Raw genomic sequence first — 20949 nt, forward strand, 5'->3', positions numbered from 1 at the left:
GAATCAGACGAGAGGTTTAGGCTCGTGTTCTTTTTCCTGGGCCTGTTCGTGGTGCTCGACCGCTTCCTGTACGGAGCGCGGTGCTTCGGCAATCACTTCTACGGCAGCTTCTTCAGCGACCGGAGCAGGGGCTGCCTCGACCACTTCGGCAACGGCTGGAGCGGCGGCGGCAGCGGCAGCCAGTTCGGCTTCCTTCTGCAGACGCTCTTCTTCACGCTTGCGACGACGCACTTCACGCGGGTCGTTCGGCGCACGGCCGCTTGGCGTCAGGGCGCTGACTGGAGCCGCTTCAACCACAGGGGCTGGTGCTTCGGCTACAACTGGCGCTTCTACGACCGGAGCTTCAACGACCGGTGCCGGTTCAGCAACAACCACTGGCTCGGCAGCCTTGGCTTCTTCAACAACAGGCGCTTCAACCACTGGCGCTGGTGTTTCAGCGACGGCCGGCTCGGCGACCCAGTTGAAAGCGGTCTGTTCTTCACGAACTTCACGCACGGTTTCGGTCACGGTTTCAGCGACGGTTTCGACAACCGGCTCTGCCACTGCAACAGGCGCCTGGGCGACGAAAGCAGGTTCGGCAGCGACTTCAACCTGAGGCTGAGCTTCGCGAACCGGCGCCACTTCGACTTCCGGAGCAGCAACTACTTCTACCGGAGTGGTGGCTTCAACAACCGGTGCTTCTACTGGAGCGGTTTCCAGCGTTGCAGCGGTGGCGCGTTCAGCTTGCTCGTGGGCCTGAGCTTCGGCCGGAGCGCTGATCACGGTGCTGGCAACAGCGGCAGTAACGGCCAGGCCGGCAGCCAGATCGGCAGTGCTCGGCTCGGCGGTTTCAGCGTTCTCGGCGGATTCTTCCGAACCTTCGATCACGTTGCCGTTGGCATCACGCTGACGCTCGCGACGGTTGCTGCGACGACGCTGACCACGGGAGCGGCGGCGTGGACGATCGCCTTCGGCGTTCTCCGAACCGTCTTCCGGCAGTTGCTCTTCGCTGGTGTTCACTTCTTCTTCAGCCACGGCAGCAGCGGCTTGTTCGGCACGCGGTTGACGCTCTTCACGCGGTGGACGTGGTGCACGCTCTTCACGCGGCTGACGAGCCGGACGCTCTTCAGTGGCGGCTACAGCAACAGCGGCAGCAGCGGCTGGTGCGGCATCCAGAGGTTCACGCAGTTCACGTACGCGTTCTTCACGCTCGCCACGCGGCTTGCGATCTTCACGTGGAGCACGTGGTGCGCGTTCTTCACGAGGGGCGCGTGGTGCGCGTTCTTCGCGGGCGGCCGGTGCTTCGTCACGGGACTCGCGTGGCTCGCGCAGTTCGCGGGCTTCACGAGGCTGACGCTCTTCACGTGGCTCACGCGGTGCGCGTTCTTCACGTGGAGCACGTTCTTCGCGCGGCTTGCGTTCTTCATCGCGGCGACCGTTACGGTTGCGGCTCTGCTGACGACCGTTGCGACGTTCTTCGTTACGGGCCGGACGCTCGGTGGCCGGTTTTTCAACCACAACCGGAGCAACTGGCTCTTCCTTGGTGGCGAACAGGCTGACCAGCGACTTCACCAGGCCTTTGAACAGGCTTGGCTCTGGTGCGGCAACCGGAGTTGGTGCCGGGGCCGGAGCGGCGACTTCGGTCGGAACCGGAGCGTTGGCACGGGCCGGAGCGGTCTTGACCGCGGCTTCCTGGCGAACCAGGGTGCGGGTCGCGGCGGCTGGCTGGACGTCTTCGACTTCGGCGGCAGCGGCAGCGATTTCGTAGCTGGACTGGTTGGTCGCGGCTTCCGGGCTGTCGTCACGCAGACGCTGAACTTCGAAATGCGGGGTTTCGAGGTGATCGTTCGGCAGGATGACGATGCGGGCGCGGGTGCGCAGTTCGATCTTGGTGATCGAGTTGCGTTTTTCGTTGAGCAGGAACGCGGCCACCGGGATCGGCACTTGCGCGCGAACTTCGGCGGTGCGGTCTTTCAGGGCTTCTTCTTCGATCAGGCGCAGGATGGCCAGGGACAGCGATTCGACGTCACGGATGATGCCGGTGCCGCTGCAGCGCGGGCAGACGATGCCGCTGCTTTCGCCGAGCGAAGGACGCAGGCGCTGACGGGACATTTCCAGCAGGCCGAAGCGCGAGATGCGGCCGATCTGTACACGGGCGCGGTCGGCTTCCAGGCATTCGCGGACTTTCTCTTCCACGGCGCGCTGGTTCTTGGCAGGGGTCATGTCGATGAAGTCGATGACGATCAGGCCGCCGATGTCGCGCAGGCGCAACTGACGGGCGATTTCTTCGGCCGCTTCAAGGTTGGTCTGCAGGGCGGTTTCTTCGATGTCACTGCCTTTGGTGGCGCGCGCCGAGTTGATGTCGATGGACACCAGGGCTTCGGTCGGATCGATGACGATGGAGCCGCCGGAAGGCAGTTCGACGACGCGCTGGAAAGCGGTCTCGATCTGGCTTTCGATCTGGAAGCGGTTGAACAGCGGAACGCTGTCTTCGTACAGCTTGATCTTGCTGGCGTACTGCGGCATCACCTGGCGGATGAAGGTCAGGGCTTCGTCCTGGGCTTCAACGCTGTCGATCAGCACTTCGCCGATGTCCTGGCGCAGGTAGTCGCGGATGGCGCGGATGATGACGTTGCTTTCCTGGTAGATCAGGAATGGCGCGGAACGATCCAGCGAGGCTTCCTTGATCGCGGTCCAGAGTTGCAGCAGGTAATCGAGGTCCCACTGCATTTCTTCGCTGCTGCGGCCCAGGCCTGCAGTGCGCACGATCAGACCCATGTCGGCCGGAGCGACCAGACCGTTCAGGGCTTCACGCAGTTCGTTGCGCTCTTCGCCTTCGATGCGACGGGAGATACCGCCGGCACGCGGGTTGTTCGGCATCAGAACGAGGTAACGACCGGCCAGGCTGATGAAGGTGGTCAGGGCTGCGCCCTTGTTGCCACGTTCTTCTTTTTCGACCTGAACGATGACTTCCTGGCCTTCGCTCAGGACGTCCTTGATGTTGACGCGGCCTTCAGGGGCTTTCTTGAAGTATTCGCGGGAGATTTCTTTGAGGGGCAGGAAGCCGTGGCGCTCGGAGCCGAAATCGACAAAGGCAGCCTCAAGGCTTGGTTCGATGCGAGTGATACGGCCTTTATAGATGTTGGCCTTTTTCTGCTCGCGTGCACCGGATTCGATGTCCAGGTCGTAGAGGCGCTGGCCATCTACCAGTGCAACACGCAACTCTTCGGGTTGAGTTGCGTTAATCAGCATTCTTTTCATGTAGTACCGTCGGTTTCCGGGCTGCCGGAAACGGCGTTCGGCACACACGACTTCTCACGGTCGGTGTCAGGTGCGTCGGGAGTGGTTGGCCATTCCCGTGTCCAGCGATGTCCGGCCAATTGGGCCGTTATCGCGACGTACGCGTCCTGCTTGCTGTGGCTACTTAAGCACTCAGTCAGGAGGAGGAATCAACCGTGGCTGTGGACGAGATGAAGCGTCTTGATAAAGCCTGTTGCTACACAGTCCAGCGGTTGTGCATCTCCACCCTACACGTATCCCTGATAATTCGGGTGCTGCCGCGCGCAGAATCCGCAGCGGGTTGGCATTTACCGTGAGCTCCGAAAGGGGAAGTCACGCATCATGGCTAATTCAGGCGGTGTTTCCGGCGCTTTCGCTCGGGGTCATCCGCGGCTGACTGCACTTTGTGAACTGGCCGTGAATATGGCTCGCGTGGCGAGTCAGAACTCTGCTTTGCGGCGTGATTCAGGCCTCATGTCACCTGCGCTTGTTACAGCTGCAAACTCCACCGTTACGTAGCGAAAGCCCCGTAGGACGGCCTCGCGTCCTGGTGAATTGCGTTGGTCAGGGCCGGTTTTTGACCGTGGTTCCGCTGTCCAGGCCGCTTTTGGCGGCGTTCGCGACTATAGCAGCAATGATTAAGTGCTTCAAATCCATAAAAATTGTTATCATCCGCGGCATGACGACTACTGCCCCTTCGACTCCAGGCGTTCAATTGCTTGAGGTCTCGCCGGAATATGCCGGCCAACGAATCGACAATTTTCTTCTCGCCCGGCTCAAAGGCGTGCCCAAGACCTTGATTTACCGCATTTTGCGCAAAGGCGAAGTGCGAGTTAACAAAGGTCGGATCAAGCCCGAATACAAGCTGCAGGCCGGCGATATCGTGCGCGTGCCGCCGGTTCGCGTGCCCGAGCGTGACGAGCCGGTGCCTTTGGCCCAGGGCCTGTTGCAGCGTCTGGAAGCCTCGATTGTCTACGAAGACAAAGCCCTGATCGTGATCAACAAGCCCGCCGGCATTGCGGTTCACGGTGGCAGCGGCCTGAATTACGGCGTTATCGAAGCCTTTCGTCAGTTGCGCCCCGATGCCAAGGAGCTCGAGCTGGTCCACCGTCTCGATCGCGACACCTCCGGCCTGCTGATGATCGCCAAGAAGCGCAGCATGTTGCGTCACTTGCATGCCGCGTTGCGCGGTGACGGTGTCGACAAGCGCTACATGGCACTGGTTCGCGGCAACTGGGCGACCTCGATCAAGCAAGTCCGTGCGGCGCTCGGCAAGAGCAATCTGCGCTCCGGTGAGCGCATGGTCGAGGTCGACGAGGAGGAGGGCAAGGAGTCGGTGACCGTGTTCAAGGTCCTGCGTCGCTTCGGCGATTTTGCCACTCTGATCGAAGCCAAGCCGATCACCGGTCGCACGCACCAGATCCGTGTTCACACGTTGCACGCCGGGCACTGCATTGCGGGTGACACCAAATACGGCGATGACAATTTCAGCAAGGAAATCCGTGATCTGGGCGGCAAGCGCCTGTTTCTGCACGCCTACATGCTGACCGTGCCGCTGCCTGATGGCGGTGAACTCAAGTTGCAGGCCCCGGTCGATGAAATGTGGGCCAAGACTGTGGAGCGATTGAGTGCGCCCATCTGATTACAAACTGCTGATTTTCGATTGGGACGGCACGCTGGCCGATTCCATTCATCGGATTGTCGAGGCAATGCACTCGGCATCCGGGCGTTCCGGTTTCGAGCTGCGCGATGATTTTGCCGTGAAGGGCATCATCGGTCTGGGCTTGCCCGAGGCGATCCGCACGCTGTATCCGGAAATCAGCGATGCCGAAATGACCTTGTTCCGCGAGTATTACGCCGATCACTACATCGCCGCGGAAGCCGTGCCTTCGCCGTTGTTCGAAGGTGTAGTCGAGTCGATGGCGTCCTTTCGCGAGCAGGGTTATCACCTGGCGGTCGCGACCGGCAAGAATCGTCGCGGGCTGGATCGGGTGCTGAAGGCCAATGGCTGGGAAGATTATTTCGATATCACCCGTGCTGCCGATGAAACTGCCAGCAAACCGCACCCTCTGATGCTGGAGCAGATCCTTGCGCATTGTGGTGTGCGTGCCGCACAGGCGCTGATGGTCGGCGATTCGTCCTTCGATCTGTTGATGGCGCGTAACGCGGGGATGGATTCGGTGGCGGTCAGTTATGGCGCGCAATCGATCGAGTCGCTGCAGCAGTTTGAACCACGACTGTCGATTGACCGGTTTTCTGAATTGCACGCCTGGCTGGCGCAGCGGGCTTAATACGTTTTTGCTGGGGTGGATGGCATGACCGACGAATGGAAAGCACCGGCCAAGGCAACTGCCGACGACGGTGATGCGAAAAGCTGGAAGCTGCTGGAAAAAACTCTGCTGGCGAGTGTGCAAGAGCAGCGTCGTTCCAGGCGTTGGGGGGTCTTCTTCAAGCTGCTGACGTTTGTTTATCTGTTTGTCGCGCTGCTCCTGTTCACGCCGTTGATGGACATGGAAAAGAGCGCCACCCGCAGCTCGAATTACACGGCGCTCATCGATATCACCGGCATGATTGCCGACAAGGAGCCGGCCAGCGCCGACAATATCGTCGGCAGTCTGCGCGCCGCGTTCGAGGACAAGAAGGTCAAGGGCGTGATCCTGCGCATCAACAGCCCGGGCGGCAGTCCGGTGCAGTCGGGTTATGTGTATGACGAGATCAAGCGCCTGCGCGGCCTGCATCCGGATACCAAGGTGTATGCGGTGATTTCCGACCTCGGTGCGTCCGGGGCTTATTACATTGCCAGCGCTGCGGATCAGATCTACGCCGACAAGGCGAGTCTTGTGGGCTCTATCGGTGTGACAGCGGCGGGTTACGGCTTTGTCGGCACCATGGAGAAGCTGGGCGTCGAGCGTCGCACTTACACCTCTGGCGAGCACAAGTCGTTCCTTGACCCGTTCCAGCCGCAGAAGCCGGAAGAAACCGCGTTCTGGCAGAGTGTGCTGGATACCACGCACAAGCAGTTCATCAGCAGCGTCAAGCAAGGGCGTGGCGATCGCCTGAAGGACAAGGAGCATCCGGAGCTGTTCTCCGGGCTGGTCTGGTCCGGCGAGCAGGCGCTGCCGCTGGGGTTGATCGATGGTCTGGGCAATGCCAGTTCGGTGGCGCGTGACGTGATTGGCGAAAAGGAACTGGTGGACTTTACCGTTCAGGAATCGCCGTTCGACCGCTTCTCGAAAAAATTGGGCGCCAGTGTGGCCGAGCAGTTGGCAATGTGGATGGGTTTCCACGGTCCGTCGCTGCGCTGATCGCTTGATGCATAAAAAACCGGCCTTCGTGGCCGGTTTTTTGTGGGTCAGGGAATCTGTACGCCTTCCGCCAGCAGCATGTCGATCAGGCGAATCAGCGGCAGGCCGATCAGGCTGGTGGCGTCGGGGCCTTCGGTGGACTGGAACAGGCTTACGCCCAGCCCTTCCGCCTTGAAGCTGCCGGCGCAGTCGTAGGGTTGCTCGGCGTGCAGGTAGCGCTCGACGCGGGCCTGATCCAGTACGCGCATGTGTACGGTGAAAGGCACGCAGTCGACCTGGCAGTGGCCGGTCTGGCTGTTGAGCAGGGCCAGGCCGGTGAGGAAGGTCACGCTGGCGCCGCTGGCGGCCATCAGTTGGTCGCGAGCGTTTTCGAAGGTGTGCGGCTTGCCGATGATGCGGTCGCCGAGTACGGCAACCTGATCGGAGCCGATGATCAGATGGATGGGGTGGTTGTCGGCCAGTGCCCGGGCTTTCTGTTCGGCGAGGCGTTTGACCAGTTCGATTGCCGATTCTCCCGGGCGATGGCTTTCATCGATATCCGGCGAGCTGCAGACGAACGGCAGGCGCAGGCGGCTGAGCAATTCCCGACGATAGGTCGAGCTTGAAGCGAGTAATAAAGGCAGCATTCGCGTCTCCAGAGGCAGGCTGCAGATTCTAGCGGAGGCTTGCAAGTGACGGACAGGGCACAATTTCCTTTGACATGGGTGGGTGCATCCCTATAATGCTGCGCCTATGTTGAATGACCCGATTCCACCTCACGTTGACCCGCGCAAATTGGCTGACCGTGGCACCACCCTTCAAGGTGAACTGCTGCTGGCCGATTTGAAGAGACTCTGCGACCCGCTTTCCGACGATGTCGGTACGGTGCAGGCCAAATTAGTTTTTGAACGAGATGAACGTAAATCTGTGGTGATCCACAGCTTTATCGACACCGAAGTCAAAATGGTTTGTCAGCGTTGTCTTGAGCTGGTCACCCTGCCGATCCACAGCGAATGCAGTTACGCCGTGGTGAAGGAGGGTGCGAATACCCAGTCGTTACCGAAAGGTTATGACGTGCTGGAACTGGGCGAAGATCCTTTGGATCTGCAGTCACTGATCGAGGAGGAGCTTCTGCTCGCCTTGCCCATTGTGCCTGCTCATCATCCGGAAGAATGCCAGCAGCCGGCGGGAGCAGATGAGCCCGAACCGAGCGAGGACGAGGTAACGCGGTCCAACCCGTTCAGTGTATTGGCGCAGTTAAAGCGTGACCCAAACGTTTAGGAGTTAATCAATTATGGCTGTTCAGCAGAACAAAAAATCCCGCTCTGCCCGTGACATGCGCCGTTCGCACGACGCTCTCGAGGCTAGCACCCTGTCTGTAGAAAAAACCACCGGTGAAGTTCACCTGCGTCACCACGTATCGCCAGAAGGCGTATACCGTGGTCGTAAAGTGATCGACAAGGGCGCTGACGAGTAATCACTTGTCCGCTCAAGTCATCGCGATTGACGCAATGGGCGGGGACTTCGGTCCCCGCAGCATTGTTCAGGCCAGCCTTGCTTGCCTTTCTGCTACGCCCTCGCTGCACCTGACCCTCGTCGGTCAACCCTCCCTCCTTGAAGAATTGATCACCGGCCAGTCGGCTGCCGATCGCGCGCGCCTGACGATTGTTCCGGCGTCCGAAGTCATCACCATGGACGAAAAACCAGCCCAGGCTTTGCGTGGCAAGCCGGATTCGTCGATGCGTGTCGCTCTCGAATTGCTGCGTGATGGCAAGGTTCAGGCCTGTGTCAGTGCCGGCAATACCGGTGCGCTGATGGCGCTGTCGCGATTTGTGCTCAAGACCCTGCCGGGGATTGATCGTCCGGCCATGGTGGCCGCGATTCCTACGCAGAAGGGCTACTGCCAGTTGCTCGATCTCGGCGCCAATGTCGATTGCAGTGCCGAGCACTTGTTGCAGTTCGCGGTGATGGGTTCCGTGGCCGCGCAAACTCTGGGTATTGCCCGCCCGCGTGTCGCGTTGCTGAATATCGGCACCGAAGACATCAAGGGCAATCAGCAGGTCAAGCTCGCTGCGACTTTGTTGCAGGCCGCCAGAGGCATCAATTACATCGGTTTCATTGAAGGCGACGGTTTGTATCGCGGTGAGGCGGATGTAGTGGTTTGCGACGGTTTCGTCGGCAATATCCTGCTCAAATCAAGCGAGGGCCTGGCGACGATGATTGCCGCGCGTATCGAGGCCTTGTTCAAGAAAAATCTGGCTTCCCGTGCTGTCGGTGCTTTGGCGTTGCCATTGATGAAGCGTCTGCAGGCTGATCTGGCGCCGGCGCGACACAACGGCGCAAGCTTCCTCGGCTTGCAGGGAATTGTCGTGAAAAGTCACGGTTCGGCTGGAGTTCAGGGGTTTCAGAGCGCCATTCAGCGAGCACTGATCGAGATTCAGGAGAATCTTCCCGAACGCCTGCACGGCCGTCTGGAGGATTTGTTGTCTTAGGCGTTTTCGTCGGACAATGCTTAAATGTGACCGCCCGGTTCAAAGGGCCATCCAACTGTCAGTTTCTTGCGTCCCTCTAGCGGGATGCCATTTTTCCGACGACAAGATCATTAGGGGCTTGTTACATGTCTGCTTCCCTCGCATTCGTCTTTCCAGGACAGGGTTCGCAGTCCCTCGGCATGCTGGCCGAGCTGGGCGCGCAACATCCGCTGATCCTCGAAACTTTCAAAGAAGCATCCGATGCTCTGGGCTACGACCTGTGGGCGCTGACCCAGCAAGGTCCGGAAGAGCTGCTCAATCAAACCGACAAAACCCAGCCGGCCATTCTGACCGCTTCGATCGCCCTGTGGCGTCTGTGGCTGGCTGAAGGTGGTGCGCGCCCGGCATTTGTTGCCGGTCACAGCCTGGGTGAATACAGCGCGCTGGTTGCTGCCGGCAGCCTGAGCCTGGCGGACGCGGTAAAACTCGTCGAGCGCCGTGGCCAGCTGATGCAGGAAGCCGTTCCGGCCGGGCAGGGCGGCATGGCTGCCATCCTCGGTCTGGAAGATGCCGACGTGCTGGCAGCCTGTGCCGAAGCGGCGCAAGGCGAAGTGGTCAGCGCGGTGAACTTCAACTCCCCGGGCCAGGTGGTGATCGCCGGTGCCAAGGCTGCCGTTGAGCGCGCCATCGAAGGCTGCAAGGCTCGTGGCGCCAAGCGTGCGATGCCGCTGCCGGTCAGCGTGCCGTCGCACTGTGAGCTGATGCGTCCGGCTGCCGAGCGTTTCGCCGAATCCATCGCTGCCATCGACTGGCAGGCGCCGCAGATCCCTGTGGTACAGAACGTCAGCGCTCAGGTGCCGGCGGATCTGGAAACCCTCAAGCGCGATCTGCTGGAGCAGCTCTACAAGCCGGTTCGCTGGGTCGAGTCCGTACAGACTCTGGCAGCCAAAGGCGCGACCAATCTGGTCGAATGCGGCCCTGGCAAAGTGCTGGCCGGTCTGAACAAACGTTGCGCCGAAGGCGTTTCGACTTCCAACCTCAATACCCCAGACGCTTTCGCTGCCGCTCGTGCAGCGATTGTCTGAATCAGGAGAAGCTTGCATGAGTCTGCAAGGTAAAGTTGCACTGGTCACCGGCGCAAGCCGTGGTATCGGCCAGGCTATCGCACTGGAACTGGGTCGTCAGGGCGCCATCGTTGTCGGCACCGCGACTTCCGCTTCGGGCGCCGAGCGCATTGCTGCGACCCTGAAAGAGAATGGCATTCAGGGCGCAGGTTTCGAGCTGAACGTCACCAGTGACGAATCGGTCACCGCAGTGCTGGCGAACATCCAGGAGCAATTCGGTGCTCCGGTCGCGATCCTGGTCAACAATGCCGGCATCACCCGCGATAACCTGATGATGCGCATGAAAGACGACGAGTGGTACGACGTGATCGATACCAACTTGAACAGTCTGTATCGCCTGTCCAAGGGCGTTCTGCGTGGCATGACCAAGGCGCGTTGGGGTCGAATTATCAGTATTGGCTCGGTGGTGGGTGCCATGGGCAACGCTGGCCAAGTAAACTATGCAGCCGCCAAGGCCGGTCTGGAAGGTTTCAGCCGTGCCATGGCGCGTGAAGTCGGTTCGCGTTCGATTACGGTCAACTCGGTAACCCCAGGGTTCATCGACACCGATATGACGCGCGAGCTGCCTGAAGCACAGCGTGAAGCCTTGCAGACGCAGATTCCGCTGGGCCGTCTGGGGCAAGCTCAAGAGATCGCGTCCGTGGTCGCTTTTCTTGCATCCGACGGTGCGGCATACGTGACCGGGGCTACAATCCCGGTTAACGGCGGGATGTACATGTAATTCAAATGTGACGGATTGCTTCAAAAAAATGTCATACGAGCTGTCTAAAATCCGTTATAAAGCTGCAATCTATTTATAGGCAGAGGGCCGCAGGGTTTGAGGAGTGAAGCTTTCAGTTGAAAAGCTGAAAAGTCTTTCTATACACTTACCCACTGGCCAGCTGCCTGAATTTGTCCATTAGGAGTGAAAACAAGGTATGAGCACCATCGAAGAGCGCGTCAAGAAAATCGTTGCCGAGCAACTGGGTGTTAAAGAAGAAGAAGTGGTAAACACCGCTTCCTTCGTAGAAGACCTGGGTGCCGACTCCCTTGACACCGTTGAGCTGGTGATGGCTCTGGAAGAGGAATTCGAGACCGAAATCCCTGACGAAGAAGCTGAGAAGATCACTACTGTACAAGCTGCAATCGACTACGTTACTAGCCACCAGGCGTAATAGTTTGTAATCGTTGCTTGCTGTCATGGAAAAACCGCACTGCCATCATGGCGTGCGGTTTTTTCTTTAGGCCTGATGCAAAATCGTCATTTGAAAAAGGAGAGTGCTGTGTCGCGTAGACGCGTCGTAGTCACCGGTATGGGTATGTTGTCGCCACTGGGCACGGATGTGCCGAGCAGTTGGCAGGGCATTCTGGCTGGCCGCAGTGGCATTGGTCTGATCGAACACACCGACCTTTCTGCCTATTCCACCCGCTTTGGCGGCTCGGTAAAGGGCTTCAATGTCGAGGAATACCTGTCGGTCAAGGAAGCGCGCAAGCTCGACCTGTTCATTCAGTACGGTCTGGCGGCCGGCTTTCAAGCCGTACGCAATGCCGGCCTGGAAGTCACCGATGCCAACCGTGAACGCATTGGCGTGGCCATGGGTTCGGGTATCGGCGGTCTGACCAACATCGAAGAAACCAGCCGCACCCTGCACGAGACCGGTCCGCGCCGGATTTCTCCGTTCTTTGTGCCTGGCTCGATCATCAATATGATTTCCGGTTTCCTGTCCATCCACCTGGGTGCACAGGGGCCCAACTACGCCATCGCCACAGCGTGTACCACCGGTACGCATTGCATCGGCATGGCGGCCCGCAACATCATGTACGACGAAGCCGACGTGATGATTGCCGGCGGTGCCGAAATGGCTGCGTGCGGTCTGGGCATGGGCGGCTTCGGCGCCTCCCGCGCACTGTCGACCCGCAACGACGAACCGACCCGCGCCAGCCGACCATGGGACAAGGGCCGTGACGGTTTCGTACTGTCCGACGGTGCCGGTGCGCTGGTGCTTGAAGAGCTCGAGCACGCCAAGGCCCGTGGTGCGACCATCTACGCCGAACTGATCGGCTTCGGCACCAGTGGCGATGCGTTCCACATGACCTCGCCACCCGCCGATGGCGCCGGTGCTGCACGTTGCATCACCAATGCGCTGCGCGACGCGAAGATCAACGTCGATCAAGTGCAATACATCAACGCCCACGGCACTTCGACCCCGGCCGGCGACCTTGCCGAAGCCAACGCGATCAAGTCGGTGTTCGGTGATCACGCCTACAAACTGGCGGTCAGCTCCACCAAGTCCATGACCGGTCACCTGTTGGGTGCAGCGGGGGCGGTCGAGGCGATCTTCAGCGTGCTGGCGATCAACAGTCAGGTGGCGCCGCCGACCATCAACCTTGATGAGCCGGACGAAGGCTGCGATCTCGACTTCGTGCCACACACCGCGCGTAACATGGACATTGATGTCGTACTGTCCAACTCGTTCGGGTTTGGCGGCACCAACGGCACGTTGGCGTTCCGCCGGTTTGCCGGCTGATGGACTGCTGGGTCGACGGTCAACCGGCTGACGCTCTGTCGCTGAAAGATCGCGGCCTGGCTTACGGCGACGGTCTGTTCGAGACCATCGCCGTACGTGGCGGCCAGCCTTTGCTGCTGGAGCGTCACGTGGCGCGACTGGCCGAGGGCTGTTCACGCCTGGCCATCGCGGCCGATATTGAGCTGATCCGTAGCGAGCTGCGAGCCTATGCAGCGGCCATGGGCGAGGGCGTGCTCAAGCTCATCCTCACCCGCGGCGACGGTCTGCGCGGTTATGCACCGGATCCTTCCGCGCAGGGCCGACGCATTCTGCAAGGCAATCCTCCTGCGGCTTATCCTGCCGTCCACGGTGAGCAAGGCGTCCGCCTGTTTCCGTGTACGACGCGTTTGTCCGTCCAGCCCTTGCTGGCAGGCCTCAAGCACCTCAATCGTCTGGAACAGGTTCTCGCCCGTGCCGAATGGCAGGACAGCGAGCACGCCGAAGGTTTGATGCTCGACCAGGCGGGCCGAGTGATCGAAGGGGTGTTCAGCAACCTGTTTCTGGTGCGCGATGGCGTGCTGGTCACGGCGGATCTGAAACGCTGCGGTGTGGCCGGTGTGATGCGCGCCGAACTATTGTTTCAGGCAGCATCATCGGGTATCCCCACGCAAATCACTGATATCAGCCTTGATCAGCTGCAATGGGCTGACGAAGTCTTTGTCTGCAACAGCGTGTATGGCGTCTGGCCGGTACGCGCGTACGCTGCACTGAGCTGGCCGGTTGGGCCGCTCACCCGTAAACTGCAAACCATTGCCCGCACGCTACTGGATGCCTGATTCGTGAGACGTAAACTTTTGCTGCTGCTGGAAACCGGACTGGTTCTGGCAGGGCTGCTGCTGGGCGCCAGCGCCTGGAAGATTCATTCGGCACTGGAACAGCCCCTGAACATTACGCAGGAAGAACTGCTGGATGTGCCCAAGGGATCCACACCGACTCGCACTATTCTCGGCCTTGAAGCCGATGGCGTGATCAAGGATGCATTCTGGCTACGCATTTACTGGCGCTTCAATCTGTCCGGCACCCCGATCCACACGGGCGAGTACCGCATGCAGCCGGGCATGACCGTCAAGGGCCTGATCGATCTGTGGAAGCGTGGTGAAGTGGTCCAGTACAGCCTGACCCTGGTCGAGGGCTGGAACTTCCACCAGGTGCGCGCCGCACTGGCGAAAGATGAAAAGATCGAACAGACCCTGACCGGTCTGAGCGACAGTGATGTGATGAGCAAAATCGGCCACAAGGGCGTGTTTCCCGAAGGTCGATTCTTCCCTGATACCTACCGTTTCGTGCGCGGAGCCTCTGATACCGAACTGCTGAAAAAGGCGTTCGACCGCCTCGACGAAGTGCTGGCCAAGGAATGGGAAAACCGTTCCACCGATGCGCCGTACACCGAGCCTTACCAGGCGCTGATCATGGCGTCACTGGTTGAGAAGGAAACCGGGGTTCCCCAGGAACGTGGCCAGATTGCCGGCGTGTTCGTGCGCCGCATGGCGTTGGGCATGCAACTGCAGACTGACCCGACCGTGATCTATGGCCTGGGTGATCGCTACAACGGCAAGTTGACCCGCGCGCATCTCAAGGAAGCCACGCCGTACAACACTTATGTGATTCCGGGACTGCCGCCGACGCCGATTGCGATGGTCGGCCGCGAGGCGATTCATGCTGCGTTGAACCCGGTGGAAGGCACCAGCCTCTACTTTGTTGCCCGGGGCGATGGCAGCCACGTTTTCTCCGATGACCTTGATGCGCACAACAGTGCGGTGCGTGAGTTCCAGCTCAAGCGGCGCGCGGATTACCGCTCGAGCCCGGCGCCGGCATCGTCGCCGGAAGCTGCTCCGGCAACTGGCGAAGCCGTTCCTGCCGCATCACCCGACACGGCGCCCGAGTCGTTGCCGCCGGTTCCTGCCCAGGAGCCTGCACCGACGCCGGAAACCGAAGCGGCCGCACCGCAAAACGCGCAATGACTTTGATTAAGGACTGCCTGTGACTGGCTTGTTTATTACCCTGGAAGGCCCGGAAGGCGCCGGCAAAAGCACCAACCGCGAATACCTCGCCGAGCGCCTGCGCGCCGTGGGTATCGAAGTGGTGCTGACCCGCGAACCCGGCGGTACGCCGCTGGCCGAGCGCATTCGCGAAGTGTTGCTGGCCCCGGTCGACGAAGTGATGAACCCGGACACCGAGTTGCTGCTGGTGTTCGCCGCCCGTGCCCAGCATCTGGCTGAAGTCATTCGCCCGGCACTGGCCCGTGGCGCTGTTGTGTTGTGCGACCGGTTCACTGATTCGACTTACGCCTATCAGGGCGGCGGTCGTGGCTTGTCGCTGGAGCGCATCGCGGCGCTGGAGACTTTCGTTCAGGGTGACCTGCGCCCTGACCTGACGCTGATTTTCGATTTGCCGGTTGAAATCGGCCTGGCCCGTGCCAGCGCTCGCGGTCGACTGGATCGCTTCGAGCTGGAAGGCCGGGCGTTTTTCGAGGCGGTACGCAGCGCGTTCCTCAAGCGTGCCGAAGCTGATCCGGCGCGTTACGTGCGGATCGACGCCGGCCAGCCGTTGGCCAAGGTTCAACAATCTCTGGATACCCTGATTCCGAACTTGCTGGAGCTGAGCCGTGGCTGAGGCCTATCCGTGGCAGGACAGTCTCTGGCAGCAACTGGCCGGACGCACTCAGCACGCTCATGCGTATCTGCTGCACGGTCCTGCCGGGATCGGCAAGCGTGCGCTGGCCGAGCGGCTGATGGCCAGCCTGCTGTGCCAGCGTCCGACGCCTGAAGCCTGCGGCGAGTGCAAGTCCTGCCTGCTGCTCAAGGCCGGCAGCCACCCGGACAATTACATCCTCGAACCGGAAGAAGCGGACAAGGCGATCAAGGTCGACCAGGTGCGCGATCTGGTCAGTTTCGTGGTGCAGACCGCGCAACTGGGCGGTCGCAAGGTGGTGCTGATCGAGCCGGTGGAGTCGATGAACATCAACGCCGCCAACGCCTTGCTCAAAAGCCTTGAAGAGCCGTCGGGCGATACCGTGCTGTTGCTGGTCAGTCACCAGCCGAGCCGTTTGCTGCCGACCATCAAGAGCCGCTGCGTGCAACAGGCCTGCCCGCTGCCGAGCGAGGCCATGAGCCTGCAATGGCTGGCTCAGGCATTGCCGGAATGTTCCGAAGACGAACGTGTCGAACTGTTGACCCTGGCCGCTGGCTCGCCGTTGGCAGCCGTCACGTTGCAGGGGCAGGGCGTGCGCGAACAGCGGGCGCAGGTGGTCGAAGGCGTGAAGAAGCTGCTCAAGCAGCAGCAATCGCCGACGCAACTGGCCGAGGAGTGGAAAAACATTCCGATGCTGCGCCTGTTCGACTGGTTCTGCGACTGGTCGAGCCTGATCCTGCGCTATCAATTGACCCAGGATGAAGCGGGCCTCGGTCTGACCGACATGCGCAAGGTCGTGCAGTACCTGGCGCAGAAAAGCGCCCAGGGCAAAGTCCTCGATATCCAGGACTGGATTCTTGCCCAGCGCCAGAAAGTCCTGAGCAAGGCCAACCTCAATGCGGCATTGCTGCTGGAAGCGTTGTTGGTGCAATGGGCGAGTCTGCCTGGCCAAAGATAAGAATGTGTACCTAGACTCTGAACATCAGCAGTGGAGGTCAACATGAATGAACCCGTCAGCCCGGGGCCGCGCAACGGCATCTTGTCCCTGACCATCAAGGACAAGTCCGTCCTGTATGCCGCTTACATGCCGTTCATCAGGAACGGTGGCCTGTTCATCCCGACCAACAAGAGCTACAAGTTGGGCGATGAGGTGTTCATGCTGCTGCACCTGATGGACGAAGCGGAAAAGATTCCGGTGGCCGGCAAGGTCGCCTGGATCACCCCCAAAGGCGCCCAGGGCAATCGCGCTGCCGGCGTCGGCGTGCAATTCAACGATGGCGACAACACCGCGCGCAGTCGCATCGAAACCCATCTGGCCGGAGCCCTGAAGTCCGACCGTCCCACTCATACGATGTAAGTTGCAGTCCTTTTTATGCTCGTAGATTCCCATTGTCACCTTGATCGCCTCGACCTTGCCGCTCACGACGGTTCTCTGGATGCTGCGCTGGATGCAGCCCGCCAACGCGGCGTAGGGCATTTCCTGTGCATCGGCGTCAGTGCCGACAACGCGGCCGACGTCAAAGCGCTGGCCGAGCGTTACGACGACGTCGATTGCTCGGTTGGCGTGCATCCGCTGGATGTGCAGCCGGGCGCCGCGCCGGCGCTGGACTGGCTGTTGCACGAGCTTAATCACCCGAAAGTGGTGGCGATCGGCGAAACCGGTCTGGACTACCACTACGAGCCGGAGGCCGCCGAGCTGCAGCAGGAGTCGTTCCGTCTGCACCTGCAAGCCGCCCAGCAGACCGGCAAACCGGTGATCATTCACACCCGTGGCGCCCGTGCCGACACGCTCGAATTGTTGCGCGAAGCCGCGCTGCCCCAGGCCGGTGTGCTGCATTGTTTCACCGAAGACTGGGACATGGCCAAGGCAGCGCTGGACATGGGTTATTACATTTCCCTGTCGGGCATCGTCACCTTCCGCAATGCCGATGCGCTGCGCGACGTGGCGAGCAAGGTTCCGGCCGATCGTCTGCTGGTGGAAACCGATTCTCCGTACCTGGCACCGATCCCGTATCGCGGCAAGCCGAACCTGCCGCAATACGTGCGGGAAGTGGCAGAGTTTCTGGCGATGCTGCGGGGCGAAAACTACGAACGTTTTGCCGAGCAGACTACGCAGAACTTCAAGCGACTGTTTCCGCTGGCGCACGTAAAAGCCTGAATCGCAGGCAAAAAAAACCCGGGTTCTGGGGGGTGAATCCGGGTTAAGACCATTAGGAGTAAAACAAAGGCACGCGGTCCCTTGGTACCTTTACCGGCGCGACACTTGGGGGAGATGTCGCCCGACAGTTCAAGTATTGATCAGTCTGGCGTTCAGTCCAGTTGGCCGGTCGGGGTTTTTAAACAAATTTGGAATACGTTCGCTTCGGTTATGTTCTCATTCCCCCCGAAACGTTCGTGAAATGAACAAGAAACACAGATATGGTCGGATGATCCGTGCATTTTTGCGCAAGTTAGGCATAATACGCGGCTTCGAATTTTGACCCCTACAGACCTTTTCTTATGCACAAAGAACCTCGTAAGGTCCGTGAGTTTCGTCGCCGCGAGCAAGAAATTCTCGATACCGCGCTCAAGCTGTTCCTCGAACAAGGTGAAGACAGTGTCACCGTCGAGATGATTGCTGATGCCGTGGGTATCGGCAAAGGCACGATCTACAAGCACTTCAAGTCCAAGGCCGAGATCTACCTGCGCCTGATGCTCGATTACGAGCGCGACTTGAACGAGCTGTTGCATTCGGCCGATGTCGACAAGGACAAGGAAGCCCTGTCCCGTGCCTACTTTGAATTCCGCATGCGCGACCCGCAGCGCTATCGCCTGTTCGATCGCCTGGAAGAAAAGGTGGTCAAGGGCAATCAGGTCCCGGAGATGGTCGAGGAGCTGCACAAGATTCGTGCCTCGAACTTCGAACGTCTGACTCTGCTCATCAAGGGCCGCATCAGCGAAGGCAAGCTCGAAGACGTGCCGCCGTACTTCCACTACTGTGCGTCCTGGGCGCTGGTGCACGGCGCGGTGGCGCTGTATCACTCGCCGTTCTGGAGCAATGTGCTGGAAGATCAGGAAGGTTTCTTCCAGTTCCTGATGGATATCGGCGTGCGCATGGGCAACAAGCGCAAGCGCGACCCTGAAACGCCAAGCAGCTGAATCATTCAGTCGCCTTATGCGCCGTGTTTTTCGCTACATGGCGCAGTACCGCAGGAATATACTCAGGCATAGGGCTTGCTAAAACTTGAATTGTGAGTCAAGTTTTAGCCGCTCGATTTTCCATCGCCGGAGTGCTTCATGATCGTTGACCGTCAAGGCAGGCGTTTTCGCAATTTGCGGATCAGTCTGACTTCAGCCTGCAATTACGCCTGTACCTACTGCGTGCCCAACGGCAAGCGGCTGGTGGCTGCGCAGGATGAACTGTCGGCCGAGGCCATGGCACGTGGCGTGGCCTATCTGATCGAAGCGGCCGGCATCGAGCGTCTGCGCATTACTGGCGGCGAGCCGCTGGTCAGCCCCAAACTCGAATCCTTCATGAGCGCCGTCGGCAAGATGGGGCTGGAAGACATCAGCCTGACCACCAACGGCCAGTTGCTCGCAAAAAAACTGCCGTTGCTGGTGGACGCCGGTATACGCCGGATCAACGTTTCCCTCGATACCCTGGACGCCGGCGCGTTCCGCAGCATTGCCCGTGGCGGCGATCTGGCAACGGTGCTCGACGGCATGGATCGAGCCAAAGCGGCGGGCATGAAGATCAAGGTCAACATGGTGCCGTTGCGCGGGCAGAACCTCGATCAGGTCATGCCGTTGCTCGATTACTGCCTTGAGCATGGCTACGAGCTGCGTTTCATCGAGCTGATGCGCATGGGCCACCTGGCCAAGGACTCCAACGCTTTCCTGCAACAGTTCGTCAGCCTGCAACAACTGCTGGAACTGATCGGCGAGCGTTACGAGTACGCGCAAACCGACGCGCCGGTGGATGCCACGGCTGTTCGCTATGCGATTCCCGGTCTGGGCACCTTCGGCGTGATCGCCAACGAAAGCGTGCCGTTCTGCCGTACCTGTTCGCGCCTGCGCCTGTCGTCCACCGGATGGCTGCATGGCTGCCTGTCGTCGAGCAACCGCCACTATGTCGGTGACCTGCTCGACAAGCCGCGCCACGAGGCGCTGCCAGCATTGCAACGGCTGCTGGTCAAGGCGTTGGGCGACAAGCAGGAAGTCGCATTCTCCGGTGGCGCCACCGTCATGAAGATCATCGGCGGCTAAATCTCTCGCCACCAAAACTCTATTTCAAACCGGATACCTGCACATTTCCAAGGACTGGCGCAAAAGCTGCATCCTACGGCCATTCGCCGGTTTTCCGTCACCGGCTTCTGGAGGATTAGGATGCGTAGCCTGGTTTTGCTGCTGGCCGTTTTGGCGCTGGGCGGCTGTATGACTGTCAGTGACATGGCCGAAGGGACTCGCTACCAGATGAGCGACGCGGGTCTGCTGGATCACAGCGACAGCCGCCGCGTAAACAATTTCCGCATTCAGCCGGATTCGTTCATCTACATCGCGCAAGGCTCGTTCGCGCCGCCGGGTGGTTCTTACCCGCGTCCCAACGTGGTGGCCGAAGAGGCCTTCAAAGGCTTCGTCGAATACTTCCCGATGGTCCGCCGCGCCCGTGCGCCGGAAGGCCTCGACCAGGCGATGGGCGAAGCCCGCGATGCCGGTGCTCACTACCTGCTGTACACCCGTTTCGCCAAGGCCGACGACCGCATCGGCAACTCCGATGAGTGGCTGGATCAGGAAGCCGTGGATCGCCTCGGTATCGACGGCGGCGTGATTCAGATCATGTTGATCGAGACCAGCACCCAGTATTTGATTGATACTGCACGGATCAAGAGTCGTGGCGGTTTACTGACGTTCCACGATAACAAGCCCGAAGACCTGATCGGCCCACCGCTGGCGCAATACGCGCGCAGCCTGCTGGGCGTCGGGGACCAGTAATTCAAGGAGTACGCCATGAGTGGCCCGCAAAAAGCCAATGACCTGCTGGGGCAAATCCCCAAAACCAAAGGCTTGCCGCCGGTGCACTTGTGGAACCCGGATTTCTGCGGCGACATCGACATGCGCATCGCCCGCGACGGTACCTGGTATTACCTGGGCACGCCGATCGGTCGCAAGCCGATGGTCAAGCTGTTCTCCACCATCATCCGCCGCGATGGCGATGACTACTTCCTGATCACTCCGGTGGAGAAGGTCGGGATCAAGGTCGATGACGCGCCCTTCGTGGCGATTGCCGTCGAGGTGGAAGGCGAGGGTGAGGCGCAAGTGCTGCGCTTTGCCACCAACGTCGATGAAACTACCGAGGCCGGCGCGGAACATCCGATCCGGGTCGAGATCGATCCGACGACGCAAGAACCTGCGCCCTACGTGCATGTACGCACCAACCTCGAAGCGCTGATCCACCGCAACGTGTTCTACCAATTGGTGGAGCTGGCGGTCAGCCGAGAAATCGACGGCCAGCGCTGGCTCGGTGTCTGGAGCGGTGGCGAGTTCTTCCCCATCGGCCTCGAACCTTAAAAAAACCGCAGTCTGTGAAAGCAGGCTGCGGTTTTTTGTCGTTGACTCCCAATCGTATGATGATTAGCGTGGACACCCACAGCGAACG

The 20949-nt window shown here is 60.1% G+C and carries 22 protein-coding genes; 20 read left to right on the plus strand and 2 right to left on the minus strand.

The features are described from left to right. Nucleotides 1-3 precede the first annotated feature (3 nt). Entirely contained in the window at nucleotides 4-3240 is a 3237-nt protein-coding gene (gene rne / locus M5B44_RS18620) for a ribonuclease E (RefSeq protein ID WP_248740118.1), read from the minus strand. A gap of 697 nt (nucleotides 3241-3937) precedes the next feature. On the opposite strand from rne, the gene rluC reads away from it, so the two are divergent. Genes rluC through sppA form a run of 3 tightly spaced genes read left to right on the plus strand, consistent with a single transcriptional unit; the run spans nucleotide 3938 to nucleotide 6563 of the window. Next, nucleotides 3938-4900, plus strand: coding sequence for a 23S rRNA pseudouridine(955/2504/2580) synthase RluC (gene rluC / locus M5B44_RS18625; RefSeq protein ID WP_011335441.1), 963 nt, complete (start codon nucleotides 3938-3940; stop codon nucleotides 4898-4900). Next, a complete protein-coding gene (locus M5B44_RS18630) occupies nucleotides 4887-5549 on the plus strand; it encodes an HAD-IA family hydrolase (RefSeq protein ID WP_248740119.1) in 663 nt (220 codons plus the stop codon). The genes rluC and M5B44_RS18630 overlap by 14 nt, the downstream gene beginning before the upstream one ends. A 24-nt stretch (nucleotides 5550-5573) precedes the next feature. Further along, nucleotides 5574-6563, plus strand: a complete 990-nt coding sequence (gene sppA, locus M5B44_RS18635) for a signal peptide peptidase SppA (RefSeq protein ID WP_248740120.1) — start codon at nucleotides 5574-5576, stop codon at nucleotides 6561-6563. 47 nt (nucleotides 6564-6610) lie between these two features. On the opposite strand, the gene M5B44_RS18640 is transcribed toward sppA, so the two are convergent. Next, nucleotides 6611-7189, minus strand: coding sequence for a Maf family protein (locus M5B44_RS18640; protein ID WP_248740121.1), 579 nt, complete (start codon nucleotides 7187-7189; stop codon nucleotides 6611-6613). A gap of 106 nt (nucleotides 7190-7295) precedes the next feature. Here M5B44_RS18640 and M5B44_RS18645 point away from each other — a divergent pair, with 106 nt between their 5' ends. The 17 genes from M5B44_RS18645 to M5B44_RS18725 all read left to right on the plus strand — a co-directional run bounded on the left by M5B44_RS18645 (nucleotide 7296) and on the right by M5B44_RS18725 (nucleotide 20861). Further along, nucleotides 7296-7823 (plus strand): YceD family protein, encoded by a 528-nt coding sequence (locus tag M5B44_RS18645; protein ID WP_085710932.1) that lies wholly within the window; start codon nucleotides 7296-7298, stop codon nucleotides 7821-7823. A 13-nt stretch (nucleotides 7824-7836) separates the two neighbouring features. After that, on the plus strand, nucleotides 7837-8019 hold the full coding sequence (gene rpmF / locus M5B44_RS18650; protein ID WP_003179396.1) for a 50S ribosomal protein L32: 183 nt from the start codon (nucleotides 7837-7839) through the stop codon (nucleotides 8017-8019). 4 nt (nucleotides 8020-8023) lie between these two features. Then, on the plus strand, nucleotides 8024-9034 hold the full coding sequence (gene plsX, locus M5B44_RS18655; protein WP_074688106.1) for a phosphate acyltransferase PlsX: 1011 nt from the start codon (nucleotides 8024-8026) through the stop codon (nucleotides 9032-9034). Between the two features lie 125 nt (nucleotides 9035-9159). After that, nucleotides 9160-10098, plus strand: coding sequence for an ACP S-malonyltransferase (gene fabD / locus M5B44_RS18660; RefSeq protein WP_248740122.1), 939 nt, complete (start codon nucleotides 9160-9162; stop codon nucleotides 10096-10098). 16 nt (nucleotides 10099-10114) lie between these two features. Continuing rightward, on the plus strand, nucleotides 10115-10858 hold the full coding sequence (gene fabG / locus M5B44_RS18665; protein ID WP_248740123.1) for a 3-oxoacyl-ACP reductase FabG: 744 nt from the start codon (nucleotides 10115-10117) through the stop codon (nucleotides 10856-10858). 196 nt (nucleotides 10859-11054) lie between these two features. Next, nucleotides 11055-11291 carry an acyl carrier protein gene (gene acpP, locus M5B44_RS18670; protein ID WP_003175607.1) on the plus strand — a complete coding sequence of 79 codons (237 nt, stop codon included), beginning with the start codon at nucleotides 11055-11057 and terminating at the stop codon, nucleotides 11289-11291. Nucleotides 11292-11399: 108 nt separating this feature from the next. Then, the gene (gene fabF / locus M5B44_RS18675; RefSeq protein WP_007908259.1) at nucleotides 11400-12644 is read left to right on the plus strand and encodes a beta-ketoacyl-ACP synthase II; all 1245 of its coding nucleotides are present in this window, start codon (nucleotides 11400-11402) and stop codon (nucleotides 12642-12644) included. Beyond that, entirely contained in the window at nucleotides 12644-13459 is an 816-nt protein-coding gene (pabC, locus tag M5B44_RS18680; protein ID WP_248740124.1) for an aminodeoxychorismate lyase, read from the plus strand. Before fabF ends, pabC begins: the two co-directional genes overlap by 1 nt. Before the next feature lie 3 nt (nucleotides 13460-13462). Next, nucleotides 13463-14644, plus strand: coding sequence for an endolytic transglycosylase MltG (gene mltG / locus M5B44_RS18685; RefSeq protein WP_248740125.1), 1182 nt, complete (start codon nucleotides 13463-13465; stop codon nucleotides 14642-14644). 19 nt (nucleotides 14645-14663) lie between these two features. Further along, complete coding sequence (tmk, locus tag M5B44_RS18690) at nucleotides 14664-15296, plus strand: dTMP kinase (protein ID WP_248740126.1); 633 nt, start codon at nucleotides 14664-14666, stop codon at nucleotides 15294-15296. Next, entirely contained in the window at nucleotides 15289-16272 is a 984-nt protein-coding gene (locus M5B44_RS18695) for a DNA polymerase III subunit delta' (RefSeq protein WP_248740127.1), read from the plus strand. Before tmk ends, M5B44_RS18695 begins: the two co-directional genes overlap by 8 nt. Before the next feature lie 42 nt (nucleotides 16273-16314). Next, a complete protein-coding gene (locus tag M5B44_RS18700) occupies nucleotides 16315-16671 on the plus strand; it encodes a PilZ domain-containing protein (RefSeq protein ID WP_085710925.1) in 357 nt (118 codons plus the stop codon). 15 nt (nucleotides 16672-16686) lie between these two features. After that, complete coding sequence (locus tag M5B44_RS18705; RefSeq protein ID WP_248740128.1) at nucleotides 16687-17472, plus strand: TatD family hydrolase; 786 nt, start codon at nucleotides 16687-16689, stop codon at nucleotides 17470-17472. A 341-nt stretch (nucleotides 17473-17813) separates the two neighbouring features. Next, complete coding sequence (locus M5B44_RS18710; protein ID WP_007950805.1) at nucleotides 17814-18452, plus strand: TetR/AcrR family transcriptional regulator; 639 nt, start codon at nucleotides 17814-17816, stop codon at nucleotides 18450-18452. Between the two features lie 138 nt (nucleotides 18453-18590). Then, nucleotides 18591-19559 (plus strand): GTP 3',8-cyclase MoaA, encoded by a 969-nt coding sequence (locus tag M5B44_RS18715; RefSeq protein ID WP_085710923.1) that lies wholly within the window; start codon nucleotides 18591-18593, stop codon nucleotides 19557-19559. 120 nt (nucleotides 19560-19679) lie between these two features. Further along, nucleotides 19680-20285 carry a DUF4823 domain-containing protein gene (locus tag M5B44_RS18720; protein WP_007950810.1) on the plus strand — a complete coding sequence of 202 codons (606 nt, stop codon included), beginning with the start codon at nucleotides 19680-19682 and terminating at the stop codon, nucleotides 20283-20285. Nucleotides 20286-20300: 15 nt separating this feature from the next. After that, nucleotides 20301-20861 carry a DUF1285 domain-containing protein gene (locus M5B44_RS18725; protein WP_248740129.1) on the plus strand — a complete coding sequence of 187 codons (561 nt, stop codon included), beginning with the start codon at nucleotides 20301-20303 and terminating at the stop codon, nucleotides 20859-20861. Nucleotides 20862-20949: the final 88 nt, after the last annotated feature.

Source organism: Pseudomonas sp. MWU12-2029, assembly GCF_023242425.1.
Lineage (GTDB): Bacteria > Pseudomonadota > Gammaproteobacteria > Pseudomonadales > Pseudomonadaceae > Aquipseudomonas > Aquipseudomonas kribbensis.

Coding starts and splice junctions, on each gene's coding strand:
- fabD (WP_248740122.1), top strand. CDS start 9,160: ATGTCTGCTTCCCTCGCATTCGTCTTTCCAGGACAGGGTTCGCAGTCC.
- M5B44_RS18645 (WP_085710932.1), top strand. CDS start 7,296: ATGTTGAATGACCCGATTCCACCTCACGTTGACCCGCGCAAATTGGCT.
- M5B44_RS18715 (WP_085710923.1), top strand. CDS start 18,591: ATGATCGTTGACCGTCAAGGCAGGCGTTTTCGCAATTTGCGGATCAGT.
- rne (WP_248740118.1), bottom strand. CDS start 3,240: ATGAAAAGAATGCTGATTAACGCAACTCAACCCGAAGAGTTGCGTGTT.
- M5B44_RS18725 (WP_248740129.1), top strand. CDS start 20,301: ATGAGTGGCCCGCAAAAAGCCAATGACCTGCTGGGGCAAATCCCCAAA.
- sppA (WP_248740120.1), top strand. CDS start 5,574: ATGACCGACGAATGGAAAGCACCGGCCAAGGCAACTGCCGACGACGGT.
- M5B44_RS18700 (WP_085710925.1), top strand. CDS start 16,315: ATGAATGAACCCGTCAGCCCGGGGCCGCGCAACGGCATCTTGTCCCTG.
- M5B44_RS18640 (WP_248740121.1), bottom strand. CDS start 7,189: ATGCTGCCTTTATTACTCGCTTCAAGCTCGACCTATCGTCGGGAATTG.
- fabG (WP_248740123.1), top strand. CDS start 10,115: ATGAGTCTGCAAGGTAAAGTTGCACTGGTCACCGGCGCAAGCCGTGGT.
- rpmF (WP_003179396.1), top strand. CDS start 7,837: ATGGCTGTTCAGCAGAACAAAAAATCCCGCTCTGCCCGTGACATGCGC.
- rluC (WP_011335441.1), top strand. CDS start 3,938: ATGACGACTACTGCCCCTTCGACTCCAGGCGTTCAATTGCTTGAGGTC.
- M5B44_RS18710 (WP_007950805.1), top strand. CDS start 17,814: ATGCACAAAGAACCTCGTAAGGTCCGTGAGTTTCGTCGCCGCGAGCAA.
- pabC (WP_248740124.1), top strand. CDS start 12,644: ATGGACTGCTGGGTCGACGGTCAACCGGCTGACGCTCTGTCGCTGAAA.
- acpP (WP_003175607.1), top strand. CDS start 11,055: ATGAGCACCATCGAAGAGCGCGTCAAGAAAATCGTTGCCGAGCAACTG.
- M5B44_RS18705 (WP_248740128.1), top strand. CDS start 16,687: ATGCTCGTAGATTCCCATTGTCACCTTGATCGCCTCGACCTTGCCGCT.
- M5B44_RS18720 (WP_007950810.1), top strand. CDS start 19,680: ATGCGTAGCCTGGTTTTGCTGCTGGCCGTTTTGGCGCTGGGCGGCTGT.